This window comes from Mycolicibacterium hodleri (genome assembly GCF_025822245.1).
In the GTDB taxonomy this organism is placed as follows: domain Bacteria; phylum Actinomycetota; class Actinomycetes; order Mycobacteriales; family Mycobacteriaceae; genus Mycobacterium; species Mycobacterium hodleri.
Map to the genome: position 1 here is coordinate 260534 of NZ_JACKTL010000053.1, position 25912 is coordinate 286445.

Below are 25912 nucleotides of genomic sequence, written 5' to 3' on the forward strand. Positions count from 1 at the left end.
GCCAAATTGGTCGAATCGTCGACCGCGATAGCAGGCCTCGCCGCGTCGTGAGGTGGCACCCTTCGGCGATGCACCCCCCAGCCGGGTGTGGTGGGATCAACGCCTATGGGAATCAAGGTGGGGCTGGAGCATCGCACCAGCTACACGTTCGACCGACTGGTAGAAGTTCATCCACACGTCGTCCGTCTGCGTCCGGCGCCACACTCGCGCACCCCGATCGAGGCGTATTCGCTACAGGTCGAACCCGCCGATCACTTCGTCAACTGGCAACAGGACGCGTTCGGCAACTTCCTGGCCCGGTTGGTGTTCCCCAACCGCACCCGCGAACTGACCATCACGGTCGGCCTGATCGCCGACCTGAAGGTGATCAACCCCTTCGACTTCTTCATCGAGGACTTCGCCGAGACGTGGCCGTTCGAGTATCCGAAGGCATTGCTGGAGGATCTGAAGCCGTATCTGCGCCCGGTCGACGAGGACGGCGAGGGCTCCGGCCCCGGCGAACTCGCCAAGGACTGGGTCAGGAACTTCCACGTGCGGCCCGGCACCCGCACCATCGACTTCCTCGTCGCCCTCAACGGGGCGATCAACGCCGACGTGGGCTACAGCGTGCGCATGGAGGCCGGTGTGCAGACTCCGGACCACACCCTGCAGACCGCCATCGGGTCGTGCCGCGACTCGGCGTGGTTGATGGTGTCGGTGCTGCGCCAGATGGGCCTGGCCGCCCGCTTCGTCTCGGGCTACCTGGTGCAGTTGACCTCCGACGTCAAGGCGCTGGACGGGCCGTCGGGGCCCGCCGCGGACTTCACCGACCTGCACGCCTGGACCGAGGTCTACATCCCGGGGGCCGGTTGGATCGGTCTCGACCCCACCTCGGCGCTGTTCGCCGGCGAGGGCCACATCCCGCTGTCGGCGACGCCGCATCCCGCGTCGGCCGCGCCGATCACCGGGGCCACCGAGCCGTGCGGGGTGACGCTCGACTTCTCCAACGTCGTGACGAGGGTGCACGAAGACCCCCGCGTCACGCTGCCCTACACCCCGGCCGCGTGGGACTCCATCGTCGACCTGGGCGCCGCAGTCGACGCGCGGATGGCCGCGGCCGACGTGCGACTGACCATGGGCGGTGAGCCGACGTTCGTCTCGATCGACAACCAGGTCGACCCGGAGTGGACCACCGACGCCGACGGGCCCCACAAGCGCGAACGCGCGTCGGCACTGGCCGCGCGGCTCAAGGAGATCTGGGCCCCGCAGGGGGTCGTGCAACGCTCGCAGGGCAAGTGGTATCCCGGCGAACCGCTGCCGCGCTGGCAGATCATGCTGCACTGGCGTGCCGACGGAAAGCCGCTCTGGACCAACGCGGCGCTGCTGGCCGACCCGTGGGCCGAATCGCCCGCCGCCCCCGTACCTCCGGATTCGGGTCGTCGCGTCCTCGGCGCCCTGGCCGCCGGGCTCGGCCTGCCCGATTCGCAGGTTCGGCCCGCCTACGAGGACGCCCTCGGCCGGTTGGCCACGGCGGTCCGCCAGCCCGCGGGCGATCCGGTGGCCGGTGGCGACGACCTGGTGTCCGACACGCCCGACGCCAGGATGAACTTGCTGACGCGGCTGGACGAGTCGGTCACCGAGCCGAGCGCGTACGTGCTGCCCCTGCACCGCCGTGAGGACGACACCGGGTGGGCCAGCGGTGACTGGCAATTCCGTCGGGGCCGCATCGTGTTGCTCGCCGGTGATTCGCCGGCCGGGTTGCGCCTGCCGCTCGACGCCATCAGTTGGAAGCCGCCCCGCGCGTCGCTCGAGGCCGACCCGCTCGCCCCGCGCGGCGAACTCCCCGACGACCACGAGGCCGACGAGGCCGCGATCGAGGAGGCCGACGGCGCGCCCATCACCGCGATGGTCGCCGAGGTCCGCGACGGCGTGCTGTACGTCTTTCTTCCGCCGACCGAGGAACTCGAGCACTTCGTCGACGTCGTGACGCGCCTGGAGGCGGCGGCCACCGAGGCCGGCTGCCCGCTGGTGCTGGAGGGATACGGCCCGCCGGCCGACGAGCGGCTGACGTCGATGTCGGTGACGCCGGATCCTGGTGTCATCGAGGTCAACGTCGCCCCGACCGCCAGCTTCGCCGAACAGCGTGAGCAACTCGAAACCCTCTACGAACAAGCGCGACTCGCACGCCTGTCGACGGAGTCGTTCGACGTCGACGGCACCCACGGCGGTACCGGCGGCGGCAACCACATCACCCTCGGCGGAATCACCCCCGCCGAGTCGCCGATGCTGCGCAGGCCCGACGTGCTGGTGTCGATGCTCACGTACTGGCAGCGCCACCCGGCCCTGTCCTACCTGTTCTCCGGACGGTTCATCGGGACCACCTCCCAAGCGCCGCGAGTCGACGAGGGACGCACCGAGTCGCTGTACGAGCTGGAGATCGCCTTCGCCGAGATCGACCGGCTGACACGGGAAGCCACCTCGTCCGAGGAGCCGGCGGACTCATTGCCGTGGATCACCGACCGGGCACTGCGCCACCTCCTGACCGACATCACCGGCAACACCCACCGCGCCGAGTTCTGCATCGACAAGCTCTACAGCCCCGACAGCGCACGCGGGCGATTGGGAATCCTCGAGCTCCGCGGTTTCGAGATGCCACCGCACTTCCAGATGGCGATGGTCCAGTCGCTGCTGGTGCGCTCCCTGGTGTCCTGGTTCTGGGACCAGCCCCTGCGTGCTCCGCTGATCCGCCACGGCGCCAATCTCCATGGTCGATACCTGTTGCCGCACTTCATCATTCAGGACATCAGCGAGGTCGCCGTCGACCTCCGGGCGAACGGCATCGCGTTCGACACCAGCTGGCTGGACCCCTTCACGGAGTTCCGCTTCCCGCGCGTCGGCACCGCGGTGTTCGACGGCGTCGAGATCGAACTGCGCGGAGCCATCGAACCGTGGAACGTCCTCGGGGAGGAGTCCACCGCCGGTGGCACGGCCCGCTACGTCGACTCCTCGGTCGAACGTCTCCAGGTGCGCCTCATCGGGGCGGACCGACACCGGTACGTCGTCACCGCCAACGGTTACCCGATCCCGCTCCTGGCGACCAGCAGCAGCGACGTCCAGGTGGGCGGGGTCCGCTACCGGGCGTGGCAGCCGCCGAGCGCGCTGCACCCCACCATCACCGTCGACGACCCGCTGCGCTTCGAGCTCGTCGACCTGGCCACCGGAACGTCGCGGGGTGGCTGCACGTACCACGTCAGCCATCCCGGCGGCCGGTCCTACGACAACCCTCCCGTCAACGCCGTCGAAGCGGAATCGCGTCGAGGCAGGCGGTTCGAAGCCACCGGATTCACTCCAGGCCACGTCGACGTCTCCGACATTCGCGAGAAGCAGGCCCGTCAGTCCACCGACGCGGGCGCGCCGGGCATCCTGGATCTGCGTCGGGTGCGTACCGTGCTGCGGTGATGGTCCTACGCACCAGCGGCCCACCGGAGCCCACATCCGCCGTCACCGGCCTCGGCTTCCCCGATGAGGCCGGTGCCGCCGAGCTGTTCGCGAAATACCGCGCCGCACGCGCGCAGGAGTCGCTGTTCGACGAGCGCGCCGCGGCAGGCAACGGCTACGACGAGTTCGTCGACCCCACCGGCGCCGTCCGACCGGCCTGGCAGGAGCTGGCCGACTGCGTCGCCGAACGCGGCCCGTACGGCCTCGAACGGCTGCGCTCGGTGGTCAGCAGCCTCGTCGACAACGACGGCATCACCTTCGTCCAGGTGGACCATCCCGGCGACGCCGTCACCCACGGGGACGGCACCCAGGTGCCCGGCCCCTGGCACCTTGACCCCCTGCCGGTGATCGTGTCCTCCGCGGACTGGGAGACCCTCGAAGCGGGTCTGGTGCAACGGTCGCGGTTGATGGATGCGGTGCTGACCGATCTCTACGGAGCCCGCCGGTCCATCACCAGCGGCGTACTGCCACCACAGTTGCTGTTCGCCCACCCCGGATACGTGCGGGCCGCGCGCGGCATCGCGGTGCCCGGCCGCCACCAGTTGTTCATGCACGGGGTCGACGTCAGCCGCGACGACTCCGGGGAGTTTCGCGTCAACGCCGACTGGACGCAGGCGCCGTCCGGGGCGGGGTACGCCCTCGCCGACCGTCGCGTGGTCGCGCACGCGTTCCCCGAGCTCTACGAACGCATCGCCCCACGACCGGCGTCGCCGTGGGCGCAAGCACTGCGACTGGCGCTCATCGACGCCGCGCCGGAGGCCGCCGACGAGCCCGTCGTCGTCGTCCTGAGCCCGGGCACCCACTCCGAGACGGCCTTCGACCAGGCCTACCTGGCCAGCGTGCTCGGCTTCCCCCTCGTCGAGAGCGCCGACCTGGTGGTCCGGGACGGCAAGTTGTGGATGCGGTCCCTCGGCACGCTCAAGCGCGTCGACGTCGTGCTGCGCCGGGTCGACGCCGCCTACGCCGACCCGCTCGACTTGAGGTCCGACTCGCGCCTCGGCGTCGTCGGCCTCGTCGAGGTGCTTCGCCGTGGTGCCGTCACCGTCGTCAACACCCTCGGCAGCGGAATCCTGGAAAGCCCCGGGCTGCAACGCTTCCTGCCCGAGCTGGCCGAACTTCTCGTCGGGGAGGTGCCGCAGCTGTCCACGGCGCCCATGTACTGGGGCGGCGTCGACGTCGAACGCTCGCACCTGCTGAGCCACCTGTCGACGCTGCTGATCCGACCGGTGACCGGTGGCGAGCCGATCGTCGGGCCCATGCTGACCGCCGAGGAGCGCGACGACCTGGCGGCGCGGATCGGCGCCACGCCTTGGCAGTGGGTCGGCCAGGAACTCCCTCGGTTCTCCTCGGCGCCGACCGCGCACTCGCCCAACGGCCTGTCTCCCGGCAGCACGGGCATGCGGTTGTTCACCGTCGCCCAGCGTGGGGGATACGCCCCGATGGAAGGCGGCCTGGGCTACCTGTTGGAGCCGGGCACCGCCGCCTACCGGATGAACACCCTTGCCGCCAAGGACGTCTGGGTGCGATCTCCCACCCGGGTGACGGCGGAGCGCACGCCGGCCCCCTCGGTGGACCTGCCCGCGATCACGCCGAGTCCGACCCGCGCGGTCAGCTCGCCCCGCGTGTTGTCGGACCTGTTCTGGCTTGGCCGGTACGGCGAACGGGCCGAGGGCATGGCGCGACTGCTGGGCGTCACCCGCGAGCGGTACCACGAATTCCGCTACCGGCAGGACGTCCCGGGCAGTGAATGCGTCCCGGTACTGCTGACCGCACTCGGCCGCATCACGGGCACCGACACCGGCGCCTCCGGCGACGACGCCGAGATGATCGCCATCGCCCCGACGACGCTGTGGTCACTGACCGCGGACCGGCGTCGTGCCGGGTCGCTGGCGCAGTCGGTGGAGCGGCTGGGGTCCTCCGCCCGCGCCGTCCGCGACCAGATGTCCAACGACACCTGGATGGTGCTCGCCGCCATCGACCGTGCGGTGCTTCGTCATTCGTCGACTCCGCCGGACTCCCACACCGAAGGCGACGGATATCTGGCCACGGCGCACAGCCAGACGTTGGCGGGCATGCTGGCATTGTCCGGCGTGGCGGCGGAGTCGATGGTGCGCGACGTCGGCTGGACCATGATGGACATCGGCAAGCGCATCGAACGCGGCATCTGGCTGACCGCACTCATGCGGGCGACGCTGACGACGGTGCGCAGCCGTGGCGCCGAACAGACGATCACCGAGTCCACGTTGGTGGCCTGCGAGTCGTCGGTCATCTACCGCAGGCGCACCCTGGGCAAGGTGAGCGTGGCGGCGGTGGCCGATCTGCTGCTGTTCGACGGCGAGAACCCACGTTCGCTGGCGTACCAATTCGAACGGCTGCGGGTGAATCTCAAGGCGCTGCCCTCGTCCTCCGGATCCACCGGTCCCGAACGGCTCGTCGACGAGGTCGCGGCGCGGCTGCGTCGGCTCGACCCCGACGACCTCGAGGACGTGACCGACGGCGTGCGACCCGAGCTCGACGGTCTCCTCGGCGGCATCCACGCCGACCTTCGTGAGCTGTCCCGCCGGATCACCGCGACGCACCTGTCGCTTCCCGGTGGGATGCAACCGATCTGGGGCCCCGACGAGCGACGGGTCATGCCGTGACCGCGACGGTGGGCACCAGGGCCTACGAGATCACCCATCGCACGATGTACGACTACTCCGACGACGTGACGAGCTCCTACGGGCGGGGCTTCCTCACGCCGCGCGACTCGAGCAGGCAGCGGTGCCTGTCGCACGAATTGGTGATCGAGCCCGAGGCGGCCGACAGCTCCACGAGCCGGGACGCCTACGGCAACATCAGCTCGTACTTCCATGTCACCGAACGTCATCGGGCGCTCACCATCACCAGTCACTCGGTGGTCGAGGTCGACCCACCCCCCGCCGAGCTGTACGCGGGCGGCTCGGCGCTGGCGCCGTGGGAGATCTCCCGGCCGGTCGGCACCGACGGTGCCCTGGCCGTCGAGTTCACCCTGGACCTGCAGAAGCCCGAGATCACCGACGCCGTCCGCGACTACGCCGCGCCCAGTTTCCAGCCGGGGCGGCCGCTGATCGAGGTGCTCCGCGACCTGAACGCCCGCATCAACCACGACTTCACGTACCGTTCGGGTTCGACGACGATCTCCACCAAGGTCGCCGAAGTTTTGGCGGCCCGCGAAGGGGTATGTCAGGACTTCGCCAGGCTCGCGATCGCTTGTCTGCGCGCCAACGGTCTCGCCGCCAGCTACGTCTCCGGCTATCTTGCGACGGACCCACCTCCGGGAAGGGAACGCATGGTCGGGATCGACGCGACGCACGCCTGGGCGTCGGTGTGGACACCACAGAACCAGTGGTTTGGATTCGACCCCACGAACGACGCGCTCGTCGACGAGCGGTACGTGGTCGCAGGTTTCGGTCGGGACTACGCCGACGTGCCACCTCTGCGCGGCATCATCTACACCGATTCGGAGAGCAGCAAGATCGACGTGTCGGTCGACGTGGCCCCGCTGACCGGCGGAGTGGCTCGTGCGTGACTTCATCTGTCCCAACTGCGGACAGCATCTGGCCTTCGAGAACTCGGTGTGCCTGTCCTGCCGCAGCCGACTGGGCTTCTCCCTCGACGACATGGCCTTCCTGGTCATCGCGAGCGGTGAGGACAGCGAGCACGGTGGCGCAGTCGACGCCAGCGAGTACCGGTTGTGCGCCAATCTCCATGCCGCGGAGTGCAACTGGCTGGTCAAGGTGGCGCCGGTTCCTCAGCTCTGCACCTCCTGCGCGCTGACCCGGATGCGCCCCAACGACGCCGACACGACGGCGATGGCCGCGTTCGCGGTGGCCGAGATGGCCAAGCGTCGGTTGATCGTCGAGCTGGTGGACCTGAAGCTCCCCATCGTCGGTCGCGACGTCGACCCCGACTACGGCCTGGCGTTCGACCTGCTGTCCAGCGCGGCAGAGAAGGTGTTCACCGGACACGAGAACGGCGTCATCACCCTGGACCTCGCGGAGGGCGACGACGTCCACCGCGAGCAGTTGCGAATCGCGATGGACGAGCCGTATCGCACGCTGCTCGGGCACTTTCGCCACGAGATCGGGCACTACTATTACTACCGCCTGGTCGGAGTGGCACCCGAGTACCAGGAACGGGCCCGAGAACTGTTCGGCGACGCCGAGGCCGACTACCAGGCCGCACTCGACCGCCACTACAGCGAGGGCGCGCCACCCGGGTGGGAGCGCGACTACGTGTCGTCCTACGCCACCATGCATCCCGCCGAGGACTGGGCGGAGACCTTCGCCCACTACCTGCACATCCGCGACACCCTGGACACCGCGGCGGCCTTCGGCTTCGCGCCGGCGGGGGCGACGTTCGAGCGAAGGAACCTGGGCCCCAGCGGTTTCGACTCCATCATCGACCTGTGGCTACCGCTGTCGTGGGCGCTGAACATGGTCAACAGATCCATGGGCCACGACGACCTGTACCCGTTCGTGCTGCCGGCGAAGGTGCTGGAGAAGATGCGCTTCATCCACACCGTCATCGACGAGGTGACCTCCGACCCGGCCAAGCTGGCCGCGGCCAGGGGCACCGACTAGCGTCCGACCAACCCGCCGTCGAGCAGGCTGCGGGCGGTGTCGACCAACGTGTCGGCCACCGGACGAGGTTGCCAGCCAAGCACGTCGGTGGCCTTGGTGGCCGAGATTCGCTTGGGCTCGCCGAGCAATCCGGCGAGTTCGCGCAACGCGGGCACGAACCGTGCGCCCGCGCGCACCAGCCAGTCGGGGGCCGTCCGCCGGGGCACGCGACGCGCCGCGGCACCCAGCTGGGACCGCAGCGTCGCGGCGGTTTCGGGAAACGACACGGGCTGACCGGCCGCGGCCAGGAATCGTTCCCCGATCGCGCGCGGATCCTCCAGTGCCATGACGTGCAGGTCGGCGAGGTCACGGACGTCGACCACCGCGAAGGACGCGTGGGGCAGCAAGGGGGGTCGGCCGTTGAGCAGCTCCTTGACGATCTGCACCGACGTCGCGAGGTCCGATCCGAGGACGGGCCCGAAGATGCCGACCGGGTTGACCACCGTGAGCTCGACGCGTTGGCGGCGGCGAACTCCCATGCGTCTCGCTCGGCGAGCGTCTTGGACTTCACGTAGGGGGAGTTGGGTGCGGCGGCGTCGGTCCAGTCACTTTCGTCGTACGGTTCGCCCGTCGGTTTGGGGCTGTACCCGACGGCTGCGAACGACGAGGTCAGCACGATCCTTCGGACGCCGGCAGCGGAGGCGGCGCGCAGCACCCGCAGCGTTCCCTCGCGGGCCGGCACGATCACGTCGTCCTCGTTCTCCGGTTGGCGCGCCGGGAACGGGGACGCCACGTGCAGAACGGCGTCGCAGCCGTCGACGGCGGCCGCCCAGCCGTCGTCGGAGGTGAGGTCGGCCACGACGAACTCGAGCGCGGCGTCGTCTGACGGCCGATGCAGCGCGGCACGCACACTGGCTTCGCGTCCGGGTGAGCGAACCGTCGTGCGCACGCGGTAGCCGCCGCTCAGCAGTCGCAGGATGACGTGCCCGGCCAGGAATCCCGAACCGCCGGTGACCAAGACCAGTCGCTCAGCCATGGGTCGTCGCCACCTCGTCCTCGAGCAGGCGGGCACCGAGGTCGAGGACCGTCTCGACGATCTCGCGCTCGGCCGCCGCGTCACCGGCCTCCCGGGCGGCCCACATCTCGGCCTTGGCCGTGACGTAGCGCTCCCGCAGCCGAAGCCGGGCGATCTCGTCACGCAGTCTCGTGGCATGGGCCTCGAACAGCTCGCGTTGGTCGCTGGTCGCCTCGGCCCCGCGTCGGGTGTTGGCCACGTATCTCCTGATGTCCGCGACCGACATACCGCTTCCGCGTAGGCAACTCAGCGACTCGACGGCACCGACCAGGGCGGCCGGGTAGCGGCGGTGCCCGCTGCTGGGATCCCTGGGCACCGCGTCGATGAGACCGATGCGCTCGTAGTACCGCAAGGTCGACTCGGCCAGCCCCGTGCGGCGCGAGACCTGCTGGATGGTCAGGTCGCGATCGGCCGTCGCGATCGTGTCAATGCTCATGACGTCAGTCTGCCGAACCTGAAGCGCTTCAAGTCAAGCCTCGGTCACCGATCGATCACGGCGTCGGCGCGGCGGGAGACCGACCCCGCCGCGCGTTTCTAGGCTCGGCGACGTGAACGATCGATACGGCTCCGACATCCTGGCCCGAGACCCGCACGCGGCACGGCGAGTGCGCTCCACCGAGATGGCGGCCGACGTCGGCCTGGTCGTCGAGGACGTCGAGACCGGTTACGTCGGCGCCATCGTGCGCGTGGAGTACGGCCGGATGGTGCTGGAGGACTTCGACGGGCACCGGCGTCCCTTCACGGTGGGCCCGGGCTATCTGGTCGACGGCAAGCCGGTGATCCTGACGCCACCGAAGAGCGCGGCGCCCGCCGCGCCGACCCGGACGGCATCCGGTTCGGTCGCCGTCGCACACGCCCGGGCGCGCACGGCGCTGGCCAGCCGGATCTACGTCGAGGGGCGCCACGACGCCGAACTCGTCGAACAGGTCTGGGGCGCCGACCTCCGCGTCGAAGGCGTCGTCGTCGAATACCTGGGCGGCGTCGACGATCTCGCCGCCATCGTGGCCGACTTCGATCCCGGTCCCGGCCGCCGCCTCGGCGTCCTCGTCGACCATCTGGTCACCGGATCCAAGGAGGCCCGCATCGCCGAGTCGGTGCGGCGGGGTCCCGGCGGAGCGCACACCCTGGTGGTGGGCCACCCCTACGTGGACGTGTGGCAGGCCGTGAAGCCGGGCCGGCTCGGCCTCGAGCGCTGGCCGGTCGTGCCTCGCCACGTCGAGTGGAAGCACGGCATCTGCGACGCGCTGGGCTGGCCGCACGCCACCCAGGCCGACATCGCCGGGGCCTGGCGCCGCATTCGCGGCACGGTCCGCGACTGGAACGACCTCGAGCCCGCGCTGATCGGCCGCGTCGAGGAACTGATCGACTTCGTCACCACCGGGTAGCGGTGGACGCGACACCGGCAATGGGCAAGGTGCCCGAACCCCAGCGGACGCCCACTGCGCGAGTGACGTGGTAAGCCTGTCCCGTGGCCGATGGTCTGTTCGACGTGGCGCCCGAACCGGGCGACGGTGAGGGCATTCCCGGGGGCGGACCGTCGTCCCCGCTCGCCGTTCGGATGCGCCCCGCCAGTCTCGACGAGGTGGTCGGGCAGGACCACCTGCTGCGCGACGGCTCACCCCTGCGGCGGCTCGTCGACGGTTCCGGGGCCGCGTCGGTCATCCTCTACGGCCCACCCGGCACCGGCAAGACGACGCTGGCGTCGCTGATCTCCCAGGCGACCGGGCGGCGCTTCGAGGCGCTCTCGGCGTTGTCGGCGGGGGTCAAGGACGTCCGGGCGGTGATCGACGTCGCGCGCCGGGCCGCGGTGCACGGCAAGCAGACCGTGCTGTTCATCGACGAGGTCCACCGCTTCTCCAAGACCCAGCAGGACGCGCTGCTCGCCGCCGTCGAGAACCGCATCGTGCTGTTGGTGGCGGCGACGACGGAGAACCCGTCGTTCTCGGTCGTGGCGCCGCTGCTGTCGCGCTCGTTGATCCTGCAGCTGCAACCGCTGGGTGCCGACGCGGTGCGGGCGGTCGTCGAACGCGCCGTGGCGGATTCGCGCGGGCTCGGCGGATCGGTGTCGGTCGACGCCGACGCGGTCGAACTCCTGGTGCAACTCGCCGCCGGGGACGCCCGCCGCGCGCTGACCGCGCTGGAGGTGGCGGCCGAGGCCGGCGACCGGGTGACCGTCGAGGTGATCGAACAGTCCCTCGACAAGGCCGCCGTCCGCTACGACCGCGACGGCGACCAGCACTACGACGTCGTCAGCGCATTCATCAAGTCGGTTCGCGGATCGGACGTCGACGCCGCGCTGCACTACCTGGCGCGGATGCTGACCGCGGGGGAGGACCCCCGCTTCATCGCCCGGCGGCTGACGATTCTGGCCAGTGAGGACGTCGGACTGGCCGATCCGACGGCGTTGCCCATCGCGGTCGCCGCCGCCCAAACCGTGCAGCTGATTGGCATGCCCGAGGCGCAACTGACGCTGGCCCACGCCACGGTGCACCTGGCGACCGCCCCTAAGTCCAACGCCGTCACGACGGCGCTCGCGGCGGCGATGGGGGACATCAAGGCCGGCAAGGCGGGTTTGGTCCCCCCGCATCTACGGGACGGGCACTACTCGGGGGCGGCTGCCCTCGGCAACGCCCAGGGTTACGCGTATCCCCACGACGACCCGGATGGCATTGTGCCGCAACAGTATGCGCCCGACGACCTGGTCGGCGTGGACTACTACCGGCCCACGACGCACGGCGCCGAGCGCGACATCGCCGGGCGCCTCGACAAGCTCCGGGCGATTCTTCGCCGACGGCGCTAGCCGAAAAAGCACTCAGGGCTGCGATTCTCGCGAATCGCAGCCCTGAGTGTTCTGCCAGGGGTCTAGCGGCGCAGGGCGCCCGTGCGGCGTCGGCCCATCAGGCCGGCCACCAGGGCCACGCCGACGGCGGCGACGATGACCTGGACGAGCAGTTCCATCCAGTCGATGCCCTTGGTGTTGGTCGGGATGTGAAGGGCATTCGCCAGCCAGGTGCCGATGAGAGCGGACACGATGCCGACGAGGATCGTGACGATCAGCCCGATGGGCTGCTTGCCCGGCAGGACGAGCCTGCCGAGGAGGCCGATGATGGCGCCGATGACGATTGCGGTGATGATGCCTGTGGGAGTCATTGGGGGTCACTTTCGTCGGGGGGTGCGAGGTGCGTTGAGCTGGAACGGGAGTACCCCGGCGGGGCATCAATAAACGTCGCCGTGAATTACGTCGAGACGTAATCTCGGGGCGTGAACACAGAGCTGATCGACGTCGACACCTCCCGCCGCCGGACCGTGGACCTGACCGATGCCGTCCGCCGGTTCTGCCGGTCGCGCGGAGACGGTTTGTGCAACGTCTTCGTCCCGCACGCGACGGCCGGCATCGCCATCCTCGAGACCGGCGCCGGCTCCGACGACGACCTGGTCGACACTCTGGAGCGGCTGCTGCCGCGCGACGACCGCTATCGCCACTCCCACGGCTCGCCGGGGCACGGTGCCGACCACGTGCTGCCGGGCATCGTCGCGCCGTCGGTGACGATTCCGGTCCAGGCAGGGCAACCGCTGCTCGGCACGTGGCAGAGCGTGGTGCTGGTCGACTTGAATCGTGACAACCCGCGGCGCAACGTCCGCATCAGCTTCGTGGGCGGGTGAGCCGCGCCCTTGCCGGGTTGATCGTGATGGGCCGGTAGTGTGATGCGGTCGAGAATCGGCACCCGGGAAGACACCAAGTGATTAAGGACAGCAGCACGTGCAGACACACGAGATCAGGAAGCGCTTCCTCGATCACTTCGTGAACGCGGGCCACACCGAGGTGCCGAGCGCATCGGTCATCCTCGACGATCCGAACCTGCTGTTCGTCAACGCAGGCATGGTCCAGTTCGTGCCCTACTTCCTCGGTCAGCAGAAGCCGCCGTGGGACCGGGCGACCAGCGTGCAGAAGTGCATCCGGACCCCGGACATCGACGAAGTCGGCATCACCACCCGGCACAACACGTTCTTCCAGATGGCTGGCAACTTCTCCTTCGGCGACTACTTCAAGAAGGGCGCCATCGAGTTCGCCTGGACCCTGCTGACCAATCCGCAGGATCAGGGCGGCTACGGGTTCGACCCCGAAACGCTCTGGGCGACGGTATATCTCGACGACGACGAGGCCATCACCCTGTGGCAGGAGGTGGCCGGTCTTCCCCTGGAGCGCATCCAGCGCCGCGGCATGGCCGACAACTACTGGTCCATGGGCATCCCCGGCCCGTGCGGCCCGTCGTCGGAGATCTACGTCGACCGCGGACCCGAGTACGGCGTCGACGGCGGCCCGGAGGCCAACGAGGACCGCTACATCGAAATCTGGAACCTCGTCTTCATGCAGAACGAGCGGGGTGAGGGCACCGGCAAGTCCGACTTCGAGATCCTCGGCCCGCTGCCGCGCCAGAACATCGACACCGGCATGGGCGTCGAACGCGTCGCCTGCCTGCTGCAGGGCGTCGACAACGTCTACGAGACCGACCTGATGCGTCCGACCATCGACTTCGTCGCCGGCATCGCCCCGCGCGGCTACGGCGCGGGCAGTCACTCCGATGACGTCCGCTACCGGATCATCGCCGACCACAGCCGCACTGCGGCCATCATCATCGGCGACGGCGTGACCCCCGGCAACGACGGCCGCGGCTACGTGCTGCGCCGGCTGCTCCGCCGGGTCATCCGGTCGGCCAAGCTGCTCGGCATCGACACCCCGATCATGGGCGAGCTGATGACGTGCGTCCGCGACGCGATGGGTCCGTCCTATCCCGACCTCGTCACCGACTTCGACCGGATCAACCGGATCGCGATCGCCGAGGAAACGGCGTTCAACCGCACGCTGGCCTCCGGTTCGCGACTGTTCGAGGATGCGGCCACGTCCACCAAGGCATCTGGGGCGTCGGTGCTGTCCGGCGCCGACGCCTTCGCGCTGCACGACACCTATGGCTTTCCGATCGAACTCACCCTGGAGATGGCGGCCGAAACCGGCCTGACCGTCGACGAGGAGGGCTTCCGCGGGCTGATGGCCGAGCAGCGTCAGCGTGCCAAGGCCGACGCCGCCGCCCGCAAGCACGCCCACGCCGACCTGTCGGCGTACCGCGAGCTCGTCGACGCCGGCGCGACGGAGTTCACCGGTTTCGACGAATTGACTTCCGAGGCAAGGATTCTCGGTATCTTCGTCGACGGCAAGCGAGTGCCGGTCGTCGCCCACGACGGAGCGTCCGCCGAACGCGTCGAGTTGGTCCTGGACCGGACCCCGCTCTACGCCGAGTCCGGTGGGCAGATCGCCGACATCGGGTCCATCTCGGGGACCGGGTCCAGCGCAGCTGCCAGAGCCGCTGTCACCGACGTGCAGAAGATCGCCAAGACGCTGTTCGTACACCGCGTCAACGTCGAGTCCGGCGAATTCGTCGAGGGCGACACCATCGTCGCGAGCGTCGACCCGACCTGGCGCCACGGCGCCACCCAGGGCCACACCGGCACGCACATGGTGCACGCCGCCCTGCGACAGGTGTTGGGCCCCAACGCGGTTCAGGCCGGCTCGCTGAACCGGCCCGGTTACCTGCGATTCGACTTCAACTGGCAGGGCGCGCTCACCGACGACCAGCGAGAGCAGATCGAGGTCGTCACCAACGAGGCCGTCCAAGCCGACTACGCGGTCAACACCATGTACACCAAACTGGAGAAGGCCAAGGCCATGGGCGCGATGGCGCTCTTCGGCGAGGCCTACCCCGAGGACGTCCGGCTGGTCGAGATCGGCGGGCCCTTCTCGCTGGAGCTGTGCGGCGGTACCCACGTGCACAACTCGGCCCAGATCGGACCGGTGACGATCCTGGGCGAATCCTCCGTCGGCTCCGGCGTCCGCCGCGTCGAGGCCTACGTCGGACTCGACTCGTTCAAGTACCTGGCCAAGGAACGCGCACTGCTCGCCGGCTTGGCGTCGTCGCTGAAGGTGCCGTCGGAGGAAGTGCCCGCGCGCGTCGCCTCCCTCGTCGAACGGCTCAAGGTTGCCGAGAAGGAACTCGATCGGTCCCGGTTGGCCAACGCCCGCGCGGCCGCGGCCGACGCCGCCGCGAGCGCCGAGCTCGTCGGTAGGGTGCGTGTCGTGGCACAGCGCATGGCCGGCGGCATCTCGGCCGCGGATCTGCGCAGCCTGGTCGGCGACGTCAAGGGCAAGCTCGGATCCGAGCCGGGCGTCGTCGCACTGGTCGCCGAGGGCGAGAACGACTCGGTGCCCTTCGTGGTCGCCGTCAACCCGGCCGCGCAGGATCTCGGACTCAACGCAGGAGACCTCGTCAAGGTGCTGGGCGGGCCGCTCAACGGACGCGGCGGCGGAAAGGCCGACTTGGCGCAAGGCTCGGGCAGCGGGGCGTCCCACGTCGACGCGGCCCTGTCGGCACTGCTGGCAGAGATCGCCCGGAGCTGACCTCCTTGACCCACACCGACGACCGTCAGCCCGACCGGCCAGGTGGTGACGACCCCGGACGAGGACGACGGATCGGAGTCGACGTGGGAACCGTGCGGATCGGGGTGGCCACCAGCGACCCCGACGGCATCCTGGCGACGCCGGTGGAAACGGTGGCGCGGGACCGACGCGACGTCAAGGGCAAGCACATCCGCCGATTGGCGCAGCTGGTCGCCGAACTCGCCGCCGTGGAGGTCGTCGTCGGCCTGCCACGCACGCTCGCCGACCGCACCGGGCCCTCGGCACTGGACGCGATCGCCGTCGCCGATGCACTCGCCGCCAGAATCGCCCCGGTCCCCGTGCGGCTCTCCGACGAACGACTCACCACCGTCACCGCCCAGAGGTCGCTCCGGGAAGCCGGCGTCCGCGCGAAGGGACAAAAATCGATGATCGACCAGGCAGCCGCCGTCGGCATCCTGCAGACCTGGCTGGACCAGCGACGAGACGTCCTGGCCAAGAGCGGCGGAGCGGCCGATGCCTGACGAGTGGATTCGCGAACGGCCGGCCCCGGAAGCGGTCGGGCGGCCGCGCCGGACGATGAGTCGCACCGAGCGGGCGCGGGCCAACCGCAACCGTCGGCGTCGCCGCAACCTCACCGTGCTCTCGGTCGTGGTGCTGGTCGCCGTCGTGGTGGGCGCCGTCTTCCTCGGCTCGCGGGTGTGGCACGGAATGTTCGGCACGCCGACCGACTACGAGGGCGACGGGGTGAAGGACGTCGTGGTGCAGGTCCACAACGGCGACACCACCACCGCGATCGGCAAGACCCTTCAGGACGGCGGCGTGGTCGCGACGTCCCAGGCCTTCGTCGACGCCGCGGCGGGCAACAAGACCATCTCGGCCATTCAGCCGGGGTTCTACAAGATGCGCACCGAGATTCCGGCCGCGAACGCCGTCACCCGGCTCGCCGACCCCCAGAACCGGGTCGGACTGCTGACGATCCCCGAGGGTCGCCAACTCGACGACATTGCCGACGTGAAGACCGGCGCGGTGACCAAGGGCGTCTTCTCGCTCGTCGCCGACGCCACCTGCGTGGACCTCGACGGCGACAAGAAGTGCGGCGTCACCGCCGACGACCTGAAGAACGCGGCGGGCGCCTCCGATCTCGCGGCGCTGGCGATCCCCACGTGGGCCGTCGACCCCGTCAGGGCGATGGGGAACGACCACCGCCGCATCGAGGGTCTGATCGCCCCCGGCACCTGGAACATCGACCCGTCGCAACCCGCCGCGGGCATCCTGTCGACGCTGATCGGCGCCAGCACCGCGCAGTACGAGCAGAACGGTCTGCCCGCCGCGGGCAACACCGAGAACCTCTCGCCGTACCAGATCCTGGTGGTGGCGTCGCTGGTGCAGCGCGAGTCGAAGCCGCAGGACTTCGCGAAGGTCGCCAGGGTCATCTACAACCGGCTGATCGCCCCCGATCACCGCCGCTTGGAGTTCGACTCGACGGTCAACTACTCGCTGGACCGGCAGGAGATCGCCACCACCGATGCCGACCGTGGCAGGGCCACACCCTGGAACACCTATGTGCGCGACGGCCTTCCGGCCACTCCGATCTGTGCGCCTGGTCAGCCAGCCCTCGCCGCGGCGGAGAGTCCCGAGCCGGGTGACTGGTTGTACTTCGTCACCGTCGACATGCAGGGCACCACGCTGTTCACCCGCGACTACCAGCAGCACCTGGCCAACATCGAAGTGGCGCGACGCAACGGTGTGCTCGACAGCGCACGATGAGCCGGCTCGATGAGCCGTAGAGCGGCCGTCCTGGGTTCACCGATCGCGCACTCCCGGTCACCCCAACTGCACCTCGCGGCCTACCGCGCGCTCGGCCTGACGGACTGGACCTACGAGCGCATCGAGTGCACCGCCGACGACCTGCCCGCGCTGGTGGGTGGCTTCGGACCGGAATGGGTCGGCCTGTCGGTGACGATGCCGGGGAAGTTCGCCGCACTCCGGTTCGCCGACGAGCGGACCGCTCGCGCGGAACTGGTCGGCTCCGCCAACACCCTGGTGCGCACCGGCTCGGGCTGGCAGGCCGACAACACCGACGTCGACGGGGTGGCCGGTGCCCTGGGTCGGTCGACGACGGTCGACGCGGCGGCGGTCCTCGGCGCGGGCGGAACGGCGCCCGCCGCCGTCGTCGCCCTTGCCGAGCTTGGGGCGCAGAAGGTCTCGATCGTCGCCCGCAACCGGGCCAAGGCCGCTCCGCTGGTCGACCTGGGCGAGCGGCTCGGCGTCGATGCGCACTGGGTGGAACTGGGCTCGACCATCTCCGGTCTCGACGTCGTCGTCAGTACCCTGCCGGCCGACGTCGCCGGTCGATACGCCGAGACGGTCGTCACCGCGCCGGTCCTGCTCGACGCGATCTACGATCCGTGGCCGACACCGCTGGCCACGGCGTTCGCCGCCGCGGGCGGGCGGGTGGTCGGCGGCCTGCAGATGCTGCTGAACCAGGCCTTCGCGCAAGTCGAGCGGTTCACCGGCCGGCCCGCCCCCAAAGAGGCGATGATCACGGCGCTCGGTCGAACTTAGGCTCGTCCCGTGGGGGACGTCGCGGTGGCAGCCGCGCTGGCGTGGCTGACCGCGCTGACCGTCTACGACATCCGGGAGCGTCGGTTGCCGAACGCGTTGACTCTGCCCGGCGCGGTGCTGGTGCCGGCCGCCGCGGTGCTGGCCGGGCGGGGGACCGCCGCGCTGCTCGGCGGGCTGCTGCTGGCGGCCCTGTACCTCGTCGTCCACCTGGTCGCCCCGGCCGCCATGGGCGCCGGTGACGTGAAGCTCGCGGTCGGCGTCGGCGCACTGGCGGGTGCGTTCGGGCCCGACGCCTGGGTCCTCGCGGCCGTGGGAGCGCCGCTGCTGACAGCGGTGTGGGGCCTGCTGGTCCTCCCGCGGCGCGGGGCGCGGGCCACGGTGCCGCACGGACCGTCGATGTGCGTGGCCACGATCGCCGCGGTGGCGCTGGTGATCACCTGAACCCGCACCCGATCCCAGGCCCTACCGTGAAGCGATGCCGACCCGCGCCGCGACACCCGACGACCTGGTCGCCGTCGCCGAGATCTACGCCCACTACGTCCGGACCAGCGTCGCGACCTTCGAACTCGAGCCCCCCGACGACGCCGAGTGGCGGCGCCGCTTCGACGCGATCGTCGACGCGGGGCTCCCGTTCCTGGTCACCGAACGCGACGGAATGGTCGCCGGGTACGCCTACTGCGCGCCGTGGAAGACCAGACCCGCCTACGCCGGCACCGTCGAGGATTCCGTCTACGTCTCACCGTCGTCGGTGGGGCAGGGCTGCGGCACCGAGTTGCTCCGCGACCTCCTCGACGTCTGTCGCGCCGCGGGGCTCCGCGAGGTGATCGCGGTAATCGCCGACACCGGCGATCCCGCCTCGGTGGAACTGCATCGGCGGTTCGGCTTCACCGACGCCGGACGCCTCGTGCGCGTCGGCGTCAAGCACGGTCGACGGGTCGACACGGTGTTGCTGCAGCGCAGCCTCGCGTGACGGATTACGTCAGGTCGAGGGCGCCATGGGAAGATGGGACGCGTGTTGCGATGGACCACAGCTGGTGAATCACACGGCCGAGCCCTGGTTGCGATGGTCGAGGGCATGGTGGCCGGCCTCGAGGTCACGACGGCGGACATTGCCGCGGAACTGAAACGGCGCCGGCTCGGCTACGGACGAGGCGCCCGGATGAAGTTCGAGGCCGATGCCGTCACGGTGCTGACTGGCGTGCGGCACGGCGTGACGCTCGGCGGTCCGATCGCCGTGGAGATCGGCAACACCGAATGGCCCAAGTGGGAAACGGTGATGGCGCCGGACCCGGTCGACCAGGCCGAGCTCGACGGTGCCCGCAACGCCCCGCTGACCCGGCCGCGCCCCGGGCACGCCGACTACGCCGGCATGCTCAAGTACGGCTTCGACGACGCCCGCCCGGTCCTGGAGCGCGCCAGCGCCCGTGAGACCGCCGCCCGCGTCGCCGCCGGCACCATCGCCAGGGCGTTCCTGCGCCAGGCGCTCGGAGTCGAGGTGCTCTCCCACGTCATCTCGATCGGTGCCTCCAAGCCGTACGACGGCCCGCCGCCGCGGCCCGCGGACCTGGCCCGCATCGACGACAGCCCCGTGCGGGCATTCGACGAGACGGCCGAGAAGGCGATGATCGACGAGATCGAGGCGGCCAAGAAGGACGGCGACACCCTCGGCGGGATCGTCGAGGTCGTCGTCGAGGGCCTGCCCATCGGGCTGGGCTCGTTCACCAGCGGCGACAACCGACTCGACAGCCAGCTGGCGGCCGCCGTGATGGGCATTCAGGCCATCAAGGGCGTCGAGATCGGCGACGGCTTCGAAACCGCGCGCCGCCGCGGCAGCGTCGCGCACGACGAGATGTACCCCGGCCCCGACGGCGTGATGCGGTCGACGAACCGCGCGGGCGGGCTCGAGGGCGGGATGACCAACGGTCAGGCCGTGCGCGTGCGCGCGGCGATGAAGCCGATCTCGACGGTGCCAAGGGCGTTGGCCACCGTCGACATGACCACCGGGGAAGAGGCCGTCGCGATCCACCAGCGGTCCGACGTGTGCGCGGTGCCCGCGGCAGGAGTCGTCGTCGAGACGATGGTGGCACTCGTCCTGGCGCGAGCCGCCCTGGAGAAGTTCGGCGGCGACTCGCTCGCAGAGACCAAGGCCAACGTCGACGCCTACCTGGCCTCCATCTCCGCGCGAGATCCCGCTCGGGCGTCGGGCTGATGGCGCCCCTGGCCGTGCTGGTGGGCATGCCTGGATCGGGCAAGTCCACCATCGGGCGACGCCTGGCCAGGGCACTCGACGTTCCACTGCTCGACACCGACGCCAAGATCGTCGAGACCACCGGCCGCACCATCGCCGACATCTTCGTCGAGGGCGAAGCGGAGTTCCGCCGCATCGAGGCCGACGTAGTGTGCGCCGCCCTGGCCGAACACGACGGCATCGTGTCCCTCGGCGGTGGCGCGATCACCACGCCGCGAGTACGCGAAGCCCTGGCGGGACACACCGTCGTCTACTTGGAAATAGGTGCGGCCGAAGGGGTTCGGCGCACCTCCGGCGGTACCGCCCGACCGCTGTTGGCCGGTGCCGACGCCGGTGAGCGCTTCCGCGAGCTGATGACTCAGCGCGTGCCCCTGTACCGGCAGGCTGCCACCCTGCGCATCAACACCAACCGCCGCAACCCCGGTGCGGTGGTCCGCCAGATCGTGCAGCGGATGGAGTCCGCGAACGGCGACCGTCAGCAGCCGCGGCGCCGCAGACGGTCGGCATGGCGCAGGCTGCCCACCGTCCTCAACCCCGCACCCACCACCGAGGCGCCGCCCAGTCCTGCGGCGCTGGCCCGTCGAGCAGAGGCGCGTAATGACTGAACCCGTGACCGTCGACGTCCTCGTCGACCGCCCCTACCCCGTGATCATCGGGACGGGGCTGCTCGACGACCTCGGTCGAGTCCTCGACGGACGTCACCGGGTCGCGATCCTGCACCAGCCGGTGCTCAACGCGACCGCGGAGTCGATCCGCAGCCACCTGGCCGAGAAGGGGATCGACGCCCATCGCGTGGAGATCCCGGACGCCGAGGCCGGCAAGGAGTTGCCCGTCGTCGGCTTCATCTGGGACGTGTTGGGCCGCATCGGCATTGGCCGCCAGGACGCGATCGTCAGCCTCGGCGGCGGCGCGGCCACCGACGTCAGTGGCTTCGCGGCGGCCACGTGGCTGCGCGGCGTCGACGTGGTGCACGTGCCGACGACGTTGCTCGGCATGGTCGACGCCGCAGTCGGCGGCAAGACCGGCATCAACACCGACGCGGGCAAGAACCTGGTCGGCGCGTTCCATCAGCCGCTCGCGGTCCTGGTCGACCTTGCGACGCTGGAGTCCTTGCCGCGCAACGAGATCGTGGCCGGCATGGCCGAGATCGTGAAGGCCGGATTCATCGCCGACCCGAAGATCCTCGACCTGATCGAAGCCGATCCCGCCGCAGCCCTCGATCCGACGGGATCGGTTCTGCCCGAACTGATCCGCCGCGCCGTGGTGGTCAAGGCTGAGGTGGTCGCAGCCGACGAGAAGGAGTCGCAGCTGCGCGAGATCCTGAACTACGGCCACACGCTCGCGCACGCGATCGAGCGGCGGGAGCGGTACCGCTGGCGTCACGGCGCCGCCGTGTCGGTGGGGCTGGTGTTCGCCGCCGAATTGGGCCGTCTCGCAGGACGACTCGACGACGAGACCGCCGACCGCCACCGCTCGATCCTGACGGCTCTGGGACTTCCGGTGACCTACGACGCCGACGCGCTGCCGCAACTGCTCGAATACATGGCCGGGGACAAGAAGACGCGCTCCGGCGTGCTGCGCTTCGTGGTGCTCGAAGGCCTGGCCAAGCCGGGCCGGCTGGAGGGCCCCGATCCGGCGTTGCTGGTGGCCGCCTACTCGGAGATCGGCACGCGATGAACGTCAACGTGTTCAACGGTCCCAACCTGGGCCGGCTGGGCAAGCGCCAGCCCGAGGTCTACGGCAGCACCACCCACGACGACCTGGTGGCGCTCGTCGAGCGGGAGGCCGCCGAGCTGGGTCTGACCGTCGTGGTCCGCCAGACCGACAGCGAGGCCGAACTGCTGGGCTGGGTGCACGACGCCGCCGACGCGAAGGAACCCGTCGTGCTCAACGCCGGCGCGCTGACCCACACCTCGGTGGCGCTACGGGATGCGTGCGCCGAACTGACGGCCCCGCTGATCGAGGTGCACATCTCTAACGTGCACAAGCGCGAAGCGTTTCGGCATCACTCGTACCTGAGTGAGGTCGCGACGGGGGTGATCGTCGGTCTCGGCGTGCAGGGTTACACGTTGGCGCTGCGGTACCTGGCCGGCCTCGACTAGGACTGCTCGCGGCCCTTGTCGGTCGTCGGCTCCGAGCCGGTGGATTCGGCCTCCCGGGGTTCGGTGGCCGTCGAGGTGAGGGTTTCGGTCCGCGCCGCCGACGTGCCCTCGGCCGACGCCGACCGGTCGTCGTCGGGGTAGTCCCGCGCGCTGACCGCCGCGAAGACGTCGGTGTCGGCGCGGTCGCGCTCACTGTCGGCCGCGCTGTAGCGCTGCACCGGCGGGGCCTTGCGGTCGACGAGCCCACGTCCCAGCGCGACGCCGGCGAGCGCGAAGACGAACATCAGCAGTGCGGTGAACGCGGCGAAGGTGGTGACCTCGTTGAGCAGACCCTGGGCGTACAGGTTCTCGTAGAACAGCGAGATGAACCAGGCGACGAAGCCGCTGACGATGCCGGCGAAGAGACCGCCCAGCAGCCAGGCCATCGCCAAGTCACCCCGGCGGTCGGGGTCCGGGTTGGCGCGTGCGTCGGCCCGGCCGTCGGCCAGACCCCACACGAATGCGGCGATGGCGAACACCGCGACCAGCAGAATGCTGATCCACAACGCCTGACTTTCCATCAGGTTGATCAGGGCTCCCTGGAGCAAGCGGACGATGACCATCAGGGCGGCGAACACCAGTCCGCGCAGCAACCACTTACTCATGGGGGCACAGCGTAGCGAGTACCGTCATGCGCTGTGACGATTTCCCAGCGCAGGGCGCGCCTGCGTCGCCGACTGACCGCCGCAAATTTGGACGCGATGTTGGTAACGGACCTGGTGAACGTCCGATACCTGTCGGGATTCACCGGTTCGAATGCGGCGTTGCTCATTCGCGTCGACGACGAAATTCCAATCCTGGCAACCGACGGCCGGTACGTCACGCAGGCCGCGCAGCAGTCGCCCGACGCCGAGGTCGTCATCGAACGCGCGTGCGCGCCGCACCTGGCCGCTGCTGCGGCCGGCCTGGGCGTGCGGCGGCTTGGATTCGAGAGCCACGTCGTGACGGTCGACAACCACGCGCTGATGACCAAGGCCGCGGTCGACGTCGAACTGGTGCGCGCGGCCGGCGCGGTGGAGGCGCTGCGCGAGGTCAAGGACGCGGGGGAGATCGCGCTGCTGCGGCTGGCGTGCGAGGCGGCCGACGCGGCGTTGGCCGACCTGGTCGCCGCGGGCGGCCTACGGGCGGGACGCACCGAGAAGGAGGTCCGTCGCGACCTGGAGTCCCGGATGCTCGACCACGGCGCCGACGGGGTGTCCTTCGAGACCATCGTGGCGACGGGCGCCAACTCGGCGATTCCGCACCACCGCCCGACCGACGCCGAACTCGCCGCGGGCGACTTCGTCAAGATCGACTTCGGGGCGCTGGTGGCCGGCTATCACTCCGACATGACGCGGACGTTCGTCCTGGCGCCGGTCGCCCAGTGGCAGCGCGACGTGTACGAGCTGGTGGCGACGGCCCAACGCCGGGGTCGGGAGGCGCTGGCGCCGGGCGTGTCGCTGTCGGGGGTGGACGGGGTGTCGCGCCAGGTCATCGCCGAGGCGGGCTTCGCGGACAACTTCGGGCACGGTCTCGGGCATGGGGTCGGGTTGCAGATCCACGAAGCGCCGGGAATCAGCGCGTCGTCCGCCGGTACACTGCTTGCTGGCTCTGCGGTGACCGTGGAGCCCGGTGTCTATCTGCCCGGCCGTGGCGGTGTCCGCATCGAGGACACGCTGGTCGTGGGCAGTGATGATGCACCCACACCCGAGTTGCTGACCCGGTTCCCCAAGGAACTGGCGATTGTCTAGAACGCTAGGAGTAGTACCCCCGTGGCATCGACCGCCGACTTCAAGAATGGGCTCGTCCTCCAGATCGACGGCCAGCTGTGGCAGATCACCGAGTTCCAGCACGTCAAGCCGGGCAAGGGTCCCGCGTTCGTGCGCACCAAGCTCAAGAACGTGCTGTCCGGCAAGGTCGTCGACAAGACCTACAACGCGGGTGTGAAGGTGGAGACCGCCACCGTCGACCGCCGCGACGCCACCTATCTGTACCGCGACGGCAGCGACTTCGTCTTCATGGACTCCGAGGACTACGAGCAGCACCCCCTGCCCGAGACGCTGGTGGGCACCAACGCCGACTACCTGCTCGAGAGCATGCCGGTGCAGATCGCATTCCATGATGGCGCGCCGCTCTACGTCGAGCTGCCGGTCACCGTCGAGCTTCTCGTGCAGCACACCGACCCGGGCCTGCAGGGTGACCGCTCCAGCGCCGGCACCAAGCCGGCGACGATGGAGACCGGCGCCGAGATCCAGGTGCCGCTGTTCATCAATACCGGCGACAAGCTCAAGGTGGACTCCCGCGACGGCAGTTACCTGGGTCGCGTGAATGGCTGACCATGCCTGACCGTCGCGGTGACCGCGGTCGCCACCAAGCCCGCAAGCGCGCGGTCGACTTGCTCTTCGAGGCTGAAGCTCGTGGGCTGACGCCCGCCGAGATCGCCGAGGGTCGGACCACGTTGGCCGAGGGTGACCCCGAGTTGTCGACGTTGAACCCGTACACCGTCACGGTGGCGCGCGGTGTCACCGAGCACGCCGCTCACGTCGACGATCTGATCTCCGCCCATCTGCAGGGATGGACGCTGGACCGGTTGCCCGCCGTCGACCGTGCGGTGCTGCGGGTTGCGGTGTGGGAGTTGCTCTACGCCGAGGACGTCCCGGAACCGGTCGCGGTCGACGAAGCCGTCGAGCTGGCCAAGAGCCTGTCCACCGACGAGTCGCCCGGCTTCGTCAACGGCGTGCTCGGTCAGGTCATGTTGGTGACCCCCCAGATTCGCGCGGCCGCCGCCGCCGTGCGGAGTTCTCCCGAGGGTTCCTAGCCTCGATCTCGTCGTAGTTCGTTGAGTTCGCGTTCGCGTTGGATGCGGCGGCCGCGGTCTTGGGCGCGGGTGGTTTTGCGTCGTCGGGGCATTGTCAGCCCGGTGGCGTGGTGTCCTGGGACGCGGCTCCTCTCAACGATTCTGGTGGGCTGGGACAGTTCGGGGAACAGTAGGCGGCTGCCCGGGGTGGTGATGTGGGTGCGTCCGTCGGGTGCGGTCCACACGATGGTGCCGTCGTCGAGTTGGGTTTCGCGCCAACCGTTCTCGCCGCTCCAGAAGGTTTTCAGCAAGTGGTGTCGACGGCATAGGCATTTGAGGTTGGACGCCGCCGTCGGCCCACAGGGCCACGGAATCGTGTGGTCGACGTCACAATTCGTCGCCGGCACGCGGCAGCCCGGGAAGCGGCACGTCAGGTCGCGGCATCTGACGAAGTCGGCCAACTTCTTCGACGGTCGGTAGCGGGGTTCCGGTGGGGCATGCCCGGGGTGCACGATCGCGGTGATCGTCGCCCCGACCGTGGCGCGGCAGGCGATCGCCCCGGGCAGGAACTGCCCACCCATCATCGCCGCCGGCCG

At 69.8% G+C, this 25912-nt stretch carries 25 protein-coding genes and 1 pseudogene; 20 read left to right on the forward strand and 6 right to left on the reverse strand.

What is annotated here, in order from left to right; genetic code table 11:
- Positions 1-105 precede the first annotated feature (105 nt).
- Genes H7J06_RS23690 through H7J06_RS23705 form a run of 4 tightly spaced genes read left to right on the forward strand, consistent with a single transcriptional unit; the run spans position 106 to position 8081 of the window.
- Positions 106-3438, forward strand: a complete 3333-nt coding sequence (locus H7J06_RS23690; protein ID WP_264041716.1) for a transglutaminase family protein — start codon at positions 106-108, stop codon at positions 3436-3438.
- The gene (locus H7J06_RS23695) at positions 3438-6119 is read left to right on the forward strand and encodes a circularly permuted type 2 ATP-grasp protein (protein WP_264041759.1); all 2682 of its coding nucleotides are present in this window, start codon (positions 3438-3440) and stop codon (positions 6117-6119) included. The genes H7J06_RS23690 and H7J06_RS23695 overlap by 1 nt, the downstream gene beginning before the upstream one ends.
- The gene (locus H7J06_RS23700) at positions 6116-7027 is read left to right on the forward strand and encodes a transglutaminase family protein (RefSeq protein ID WP_264041717.1); all 912 of its coding nucleotides are present in this window, start codon (positions 6116-6118) and stop codon (positions 7025-7027) included. The genes H7J06_RS23695 and H7J06_RS23700 overlap by 4 nt, the downstream gene beginning before the upstream one ends.
- Positions 7020-8081 carry a zinc-binding metallopeptidase family protein gene (locus tag H7J06_RS23705; protein ID WP_264041718.1) on the forward strand — a complete coding sequence of 354 codons (1062 nt, stop codon included), beginning with the start codon at positions 7020-7022 and terminating at the stop codon, positions 8079-8081. The genes H7J06_RS23700 and H7J06_RS23705 overlap by 8 nt, the downstream gene beginning before the upstream one ends.
- Here the strand turns inward: H7J06_RS23705 and H7J06_RS23710 are convergent.
- The 3 genes and pseudogenes from H7J06_RS23710 to H7J06_RS23720 form a co-directional block, all read right to left on the reverse strand.
- Positions 8078-8599 carry a Rossmann-fold NAD(P)-binding domain-containing protein gene (locus H7J06_RS23710; RefSeq protein ID WP_264041762.1) on the reverse strand — a complete coding sequence of 174 codons (522 nt, stop codon included), beginning with the start codon at positions 8597-8599 and terminating at the stop codon, positions 8078-8080. The genes H7J06_RS23705 and H7J06_RS23710 overlap by 4 nt on opposite strands.
- A gap of 29 nt (positions 8600-8628) precedes the next feature.
- Positions 8629-9096, reverse strand: a pseudogene (locus H7J06_RS23715) (NAD-dependent epimerase/dehydratase family protein); the annotation flags it as partial.
- A complete protein-coding gene (locus tag H7J06_RS23720) occupies positions 9089-9571 on the reverse strand; it encodes a MerR family transcriptional regulator (RefSeq protein ID WP_264041719.1) in 483 nt (160 codons plus the stop codon). The gene H7J06_RS23720 and the pseudogene H7J06_RS23715, both read right to left, overlap by 8 nt.
- 112 nt (positions 9572-9683) lie before the next feature.
- Between H7J06_RS23720 and H7J06_RS23725 the strand changes: the two genes are divergently transcribed.
- The gene (locus H7J06_RS23725; protein WP_264041720.1) at positions 9684-10520 is read left to right on the forward strand and encodes a DUF3097 domain-containing protein; all 837 of its coding nucleotides are present in this window, start codon (positions 9684-9686) and stop codon (positions 10518-10520) included.
- Positions 10521-10603: 83 nt separating this feature from the next.
- Positions 10604-11935 (forward strand): replication-associated recombination protein A, encoded by a 1332-nt coding sequence (locus tag H7J06_RS23730; protein ID WP_308205824.1) that lies wholly within the window; start codon positions 10604-10606, stop codon positions 11933-11935.
- A 62-nt stretch (positions 11936-11997) separates the two neighbouring features.
- Here H7J06_RS23730 and H7J06_RS23735 read toward each other — a convergent pair whose 3' ends face one another.
- Positions 11998-12285: a GlsB/YeaQ/YmgE family stress response membrane protein gene (locus tag H7J06_RS23735; RefSeq protein ID WP_264041721.1), complete on the reverse strand. Its 288-nt coding sequence runs from the start codon at positions 12283-12285 to the stop codon at positions 11998-12000.
- Between the two features lie 123 nt (positions 12286-12408).
- Here H7J06_RS23735 and H7J06_RS23740 point away from each other — a divergent pair, with 123 nt between their 5' ends.
- The 11 genes from H7J06_RS23740 (at position 12409) to aroQ (ending at position 22501) form a co-directional block, all read left to right on the forward strand.
- Positions 12409-12798 carry a secondary thiamine-phosphate synthase enzyme YjbQ gene (locus tag H7J06_RS23740; protein ID WP_264041761.1) on the forward strand — a complete coding sequence of 130 codons (390 nt, stop codon included), beginning with the start codon at positions 12409-12411 and terminating at the stop codon, positions 12796-12798.
- A 97-nt stretch (positions 12799-12895) separates the two neighbouring features.
- A complete protein-coding gene (gene alaS, locus H7J06_RS23745) occupies positions 12896-15586 on the forward strand; it encodes an alanine--tRNA ligase (RefSeq protein WP_264041723.1) in 2691 nt (896 codons plus the stop codon).
- Positions 15587-15591: 5 nt separating this feature from the next.
- Entirely contained in the window at positions 15592-16107 is a 516-nt protein-coding gene (gene ruvX / locus H7J06_RS23750) for a Holliday junction resolvase RuvX (protein ID WP_264041724.1), read from the forward strand.
- On the forward strand, positions 16100-17353 hold the full coding sequence (mltG, locus tag H7J06_RS23755) for an endolytic transglycosylase MltG (RefSeq protein ID WP_264041725.1): 1254 nt from the start codon (positions 16100-16102) through the stop codon (positions 17351-17353). The genes ruvX and mltG overlap by 8 nt, the downstream gene beginning before the upstream one ends.
- A 9-nt stretch (positions 17354-17362) precedes the next feature.
- Positions 17363-18151, forward strand: a complete 789-nt coding sequence (locus H7J06_RS23760) for a shikimate dehydrogenase (RefSeq protein WP_264041726.1) — start codon at positions 17363-17365, stop codon at positions 18149-18151.
- A gap of 9 nt (positions 18152-18160) precedes the next feature.
- Positions 18161-18592 carry a prepilin peptidase gene (locus tag H7J06_RS23765; RefSeq protein ID WP_264041727.1) on the forward strand — a complete coding sequence of 144 codons (432 nt, stop codon included), beginning with the start codon at positions 18161-18163 and terminating at the stop codon, positions 18590-18592.
- 34 nt (positions 18593-18626) lie between these two features.
- Positions 18627-19121 (forward strand): GNAT family N-acetyltransferase, encoded by a 495-nt coding sequence (locus H7J06_RS23770; protein WP_264041728.1) that lies wholly within the window; start codon positions 18627-18629, stop codon positions 19119-19121.
- Between the two features lie 42 nt (positions 19122-19163).
- Complete coding sequence (aroC, locus tag H7J06_RS23775) at positions 19164-20360, forward strand: chorismate synthase (protein WP_264041730.1); 1197 nt, start codon at positions 19164-19166, stop codon at positions 20358-20360.
- The gene (locus tag H7J06_RS23780) at positions 20360-21004 is read left to right on the forward strand and encodes a shikimate kinase (RefSeq protein ID WP_264041731.1); all 645 of its coding nucleotides are present in this window, start codon (positions 20360-20362) and stop codon (positions 21002-21004) included. The genes aroC and H7J06_RS23780 overlap by 1 nt, the downstream gene beginning before the upstream one ends.
- Positions 20997-22076, forward strand: coding sequence for a 3-dehydroquinate synthase (gene aroB, locus H7J06_RS23785; protein WP_264041732.1), 1080 nt, complete (start codon positions 20997-20999; stop codon positions 22074-22076). The genes H7J06_RS23780 and aroB overlap by 8 nt, the downstream gene beginning before the upstream one ends.
- Positions 22073-22501: a type II 3-dehydroquinate dehydratase gene (gene aroQ / locus H7J06_RS23790; RefSeq protein ID WP_264041733.1), complete on the forward strand. Its 429-nt coding sequence runs from the start codon at positions 22073-22075 to the stop codon at positions 22499-22501. Before aroB ends, aroQ begins: the two co-directional genes overlap by 4 nt.
- On the opposite strand, the gene H7J06_RS23795 is transcribed toward aroQ, so the two are convergent.
- The gene (locus tag H7J06_RS23795) at positions 22498-23145 is read right to left on the reverse strand and encodes a B-4DMT family transporter (protein ID WP_264041734.1); all 648 of its coding nucleotides are present in this window, start codon (positions 23143-23145) and stop codon (positions 22498-22500) included. The genes aroQ and H7J06_RS23795 overlap by 4 nt on opposite strands.
- Before the next feature lie 33 nt (positions 23146-23178).
- Between H7J06_RS23795 and H7J06_RS23800 the strand changes: the two genes are divergently transcribed.
- The 3 genes from H7J06_RS23800 to nusB are packed head-to-tail and all read left to right on the forward strand — an operon-like array spanning position 23179 to position 25337.
- Positions 23179-24270 (forward strand): aminopeptidase P family protein, encoded by a 1092-nt coding sequence (locus H7J06_RS23800; RefSeq protein ID WP_264041735.1) that lies wholly within the window; start codon positions 23179-23181, stop codon positions 24268-24270.
- Positions 24271-24291: 21 nt separating this feature from the next.
- Positions 24292-24855, forward strand: a complete 564-nt coding sequence (efp, locus tag H7J06_RS23805; protein ID WP_264041737.1) for an elongation factor P — start codon at positions 24292-24294, stop codon at positions 24853-24855.
- A 2-nt stretch (positions 24856-24857) separates the two neighbouring features.
- Entirely contained in the window at positions 24858-25337 is a 480-nt protein-coding gene (nusB, locus tag H7J06_RS23810; protein ID WP_264041739.1) for a transcription antitermination factor NusB, read from the forward strand.
- On the opposite strand, the gene H7J06_RS23815 is transcribed toward nusB, so the two are convergent.
- Positions 25334-25912: HNH endonuclease signature motif containing protein (locus H7J06_RS23815; protein WP_264041740.1), on the reverse strand; the 579-nt coding region annotated here is incomplete at its 5' end. The two genes, nusB and H7J06_RS23815, sit on opposite strands and share 4 nt — an antisense overlap.

Excerpts from the sequence above, each read along its gene's own strand:
- H7J06_RS23695 (WP_264041759.1), top strand. The coding sequence starts at position 3,438 with ATGGTCCTACGCACCAGCGGCCCACCGGAGCCCACATCCGCCGTCACC.
- H7J06_RS23760 (WP_264041726.1), top strand. The coding sequence starts at position 17,363 with ATGAGCCGTAGAGCGGCCGTCCTGGGTTCACCGATCGCGCACTCCCGG.
- H7J06_RS23735 (WP_264041721.1), bottom strand. The coding sequence starts at position 12,285 with ATGACTCCCACAGGCATCATCACCGCAATCGTCATCGGCGCCATCATC.
- nusB (WP_264041739.1), top strand. The coding sequence starts at position 24,858 with ATGCCTGACCGTCGCGGTGACCGCGGTCGCCACCAAGCCCGCAAGCGC.
- aroQ (WP_264041733.1), top strand. The coding sequence starts at position 22,073 with ATGAACGTCAACGTGTTCAACGGTCCCAACCTGGGCCGGCTGGGCAAG.
- aroB (WP_264041732.1), top strand. The coding sequence starts at position 20,997 with ATGACTGAACCCGTGACCGTCGACGTCCTCGTCGACCGCCCCTACCCC.
- H7J06_RS23780 (WP_264041731.1), top strand. The coding sequence starts at position 20,360 with ATGGCGCCCCTGGCCGTGCTGGTGGGCATGCCTGGATCGGGCAAGTCC.
- mltG (WP_264041725.1), top strand. The coding sequence starts at position 16,100 with ATGCCTGACGAGTGGATTCGCGAACGGCCGGCCCCGGAAGCGGTCGGG.
- H7J06_RS23770 (WP_264041728.1), top strand. The coding sequence starts at position 18,627 with ATGCCGACCCGCGCCGCGACACCCGACGACCTGGTCGCCGTCGCCGAG.
- H7J06_RS23710 (WP_264041762.1), bottom strand. The coding sequence starts at position 8,599 with ATGGGAGTTCGCCGCCGCCAACGCGTCGAGCTCACGGTGGTCAACCCG.
- H7J06_RS23795 (WP_264041734.1), bottom strand. The coding sequence starts at position 23,145 with ATGAGTAAGTGGTTGCTGCGCGGACTGGTGTTCGCCGCCCTGATGGTC.
- H7J06_RS23690 (WP_264041716.1), top strand. The coding sequence starts at position 106 with ATGGGAATCAAGGTGGGGCTGGAGCATCGCACCAGCTACACGTTCGAC.
- H7J06_RS23720 (WP_264041719.1), bottom strand. The coding sequence starts at position 9,571 with ATGAGCATTGACACGATCGCGACGGCCGATCGCGACCTGACCATCCAG.